Annotated in this window: 3 protein-coding genes and 1 pseudogene; 1 reads left to right on the top strand and 3 read right to left on the bottom strand. The window is 73.9% G+C overall.

Annotated elements, in window-relative coordinates; all coding sequences use genetic code 11:
• From ACWJ6R_RS34845 to ACWJ6R_RS34835, 3 genes are all read right to left on the bottom strand, one after another.
• Positions 1–275 (bottom strand): hypothetical protein (locus tag ACWJ6R_RS34845; RefSeq protein ID WP_449066288.1); only part of this gene is annotated, 275 nt, incomplete at its 3' end.
• Between the two features lie 255 nt (positions 276–530).
• On the bottom strand, positions 531–770 hold the full coding sequence (locus tag ACWJ6R_RS34840; RefSeq protein ID WP_449066287.1) for a hypothetical protein: 240 nt from the start codon (positions 768–770) through the stop codon (positions 531–533).
• Between the two features lie 95 nt (positions 771–865).
• Positions 866–1,138 carry a hypothetical protein gene (locus tag ACWJ6R_RS34835; RefSeq protein ID WP_449066286.1) on the bottom strand — a complete coding sequence of 91 codons (273 nt, stop codon included), beginning with the start codon at positions 1,136–1,138 and terminating at the stop codon, positions 866–868.
• 524 nt (positions 1,139–1,662) lie between these two features.
• Here ACWJ6R_RS34835 and ACWJ6R_RS34830 point away from each other — a divergent pair.
• Positions 1,663–2,293 (top strand): annotated as a pseudogene (locus ACWJ6R_RS34830) (hypothetical protein); the annotation flags it as partial.

Below are 2,293 nucleotides of genomic sequence, written 5' to 3'. Positions count from 1 at the left end.
AGGGCGGGCCGTACGGGGCGGCCCGCCCGCTCGGAGGCGGGGCTACTCGCCGGGCAGGGTTTCGCCGGGCAGGTCACGGCGATCAGGACGGTGCGGTGGTCGGTGCCGACGCGGACGTGCGCGGTGAGCGTGGTTCGGCGAGGGTTGCGGGCACGGCCGCCGCGCGGCACGCGGTCGAGCGGCACGTCCACCTCCCAGTGGAAGGGGCGGCGGAAGCGGAGGGCGCAGGAGGTCATCCAGACGAGGTCCCAGAGGCGGCCGTCCTGGTCCTGCACGGTGCCCTGGCGGTCGTTGTCGGCGTCGGCCCATGCGACGCTGTCGGCCCACGCGGCGGGGGAGATCAGGGGGGGCGATGCCTGCGGCGTCGCGCGCCATGTCGGCGGGGGTCGGGGCGTAGCCAGCGGCGGTCAGGGCGGCGGAGTCGATGACGGGGGCGTTCGGCACGGGGTGCTCCTCGAGGGAAAGGGGCGGAAGGGAGGAGGAGGGAGGGGGTGGGGCGGGCGGCGGCGGGGGCCGCCCGCCATGCGGGGTCAGCAGGTGCCGCAGTACGGGCACTGCTCGGGCCGCTCGCCCTCGGGGGAGAGGTAGACGAACACGTGGTAGGTGAAGCAGGTCCACGCGACGGGGTCTGCGCCACAGCAGGCGGTGACGATCTGGTCTCCGTCGATCCCGGCCTCGCAGGTGGTCGGGTCGGTGCTCTCGCACTCGGGGCAGGCGGGGTCGGTGTGGACGGTGAAGCGCCGTGCGGGGGCGGGGAGGGTGATCGACACGGGGTGTCCTTCCGGGGTCTCTGGGGGCGTCTGAGGGTTCCTGGGGCTGTGGGCGCTGAGGGGGGCGGGTCCGCACCCGCCCCCCGTGCGCGGGGTCACATGTAAACGGGGCAGGTGGCTTCCGTCGCCTCGCTGTCGCAGCGGGGGCACCAGACCGAAGCGCCGTCGAAGATGACCCACAGGTGGGCGTCGCAGTCGGCGCAGTAGTGGGTGGGCTCTGCGCCGTTCGCGCCCTTGGTGGCGACGATGGCGGCGGGGAAGTAGTCGGCGCAGATGGTGCGCGCGGGGGCGGCGGCGCGGTGGCCCGTGATGAGGGCGGCGGCGACGGCGAGCGCGACCAGCGCGACGGCGAGAGCGAAGGTGATCATGTGACCCTCCCTGGGGTTTTGTGGGGCGAACCGCTCGCCCTCACACTTAAAAGTGTAGGGCATATTTATTGAGGGGGCAAGTCGGGGGGCGAATCCGTGCCGACCTTTTCCGATCACTCGGGCGGGGGCGGCTCGAGCGCGGCGCTCTACCAGCGGACCGGCACGCTCGAGGGGCGGGGCCGTACAGCTCGAGCGCTCGAGCACGGGCAGGCTCGAGGCTCCCAGCTCGAGCACGGGCCGCGCGGCGGCACGGCGGGCCGTGGCTCGGGGGGGCGGCGCTCGAGGCGGCGCAGCTCAGCACGGCGCGGCCGCCCGGCTCGAGGGGCGGGGCCGTACGGCTCGAGCGGGACGGCTCGAGCGTGGGCAGGGGTGCGTACGGCGGGCGACTCGAGGGGCGTCGCTCGAGTTCAGGAGGCTCGGAGAGGCAATTTCGGATCACCCCTTGCCCACCTTATAAAGATGCCCTACACTTTTAAGTGTGAGGGGGAGCGGTTCCCCCCACAAAACCCCAGGAAGGAGCCTCCATGGCTTCCATCAGGGCCATCGCCCTCATCACCGCCGCCACCGTCGCGGCGCTGATCACCCCTGGTACCGCCCACGCGGGCGACGGCGGCACCCTCGCCGCCCCCACCGAGGGCAAGGCGGGCACCGCCCTCACGGTCTCCGCGCAGACCGTCAACGTCTGCGACGCGAAGATCTCGGCGACCGCGCCGAACGGCTCGGTCCTGCACATCGCGTCCGCCCCCGCCGACCCGATGTGCTCCCCCACCTCCTTCGCGGGCACCTACACCCCGACCGTGGCGGGCACCCACACCCTCACCCTCACCGCTGGCAAGGGCGCGACGGTGGACACGGTGACCGTCGAGGTCGCCGCCGCGCCCGCACCGAAGCCCACCGAGACCACCCCCACCCCCACGCCGAAGGCCACGGCCAAGGAGACCGCCCCCGCCAAGGAGGAGCAGGCGGCCAAGGAGACCGCCACACCGAAGGCCACGGTCACCGTGACCGCCACGCCGAAGCCGAAGGCCACCCCGACCGCCACGCCGAAGGCGACGGGCAAGGCGGGCACCGTGGACGGCAAGGGGGCCAAGCCCACCCCCACCGCCGCCCCGACCGCGACCGTGACGGCCACCACCACCGCCGCCGCCGCGCCCG

It is taken from the genome of Planomonospora algeriensis, from assembly GCF_977012225.1.
Note: the sequence above shows the minus strand (reverse complement) of the source record. Positions and strands in the feature narration are given on the sequence as shown.

Bases quoted from the DNA above. Each gene is read 5' to 3' on its own strand.
- ACWJ6R_RS34835 (WP_449066286.1), bottom strand. From the start codon at position 1,138: ATGATCACCTTCGCTCTCGCCGTCGCGCTGGTCGCGCTCGCCGTCGCC.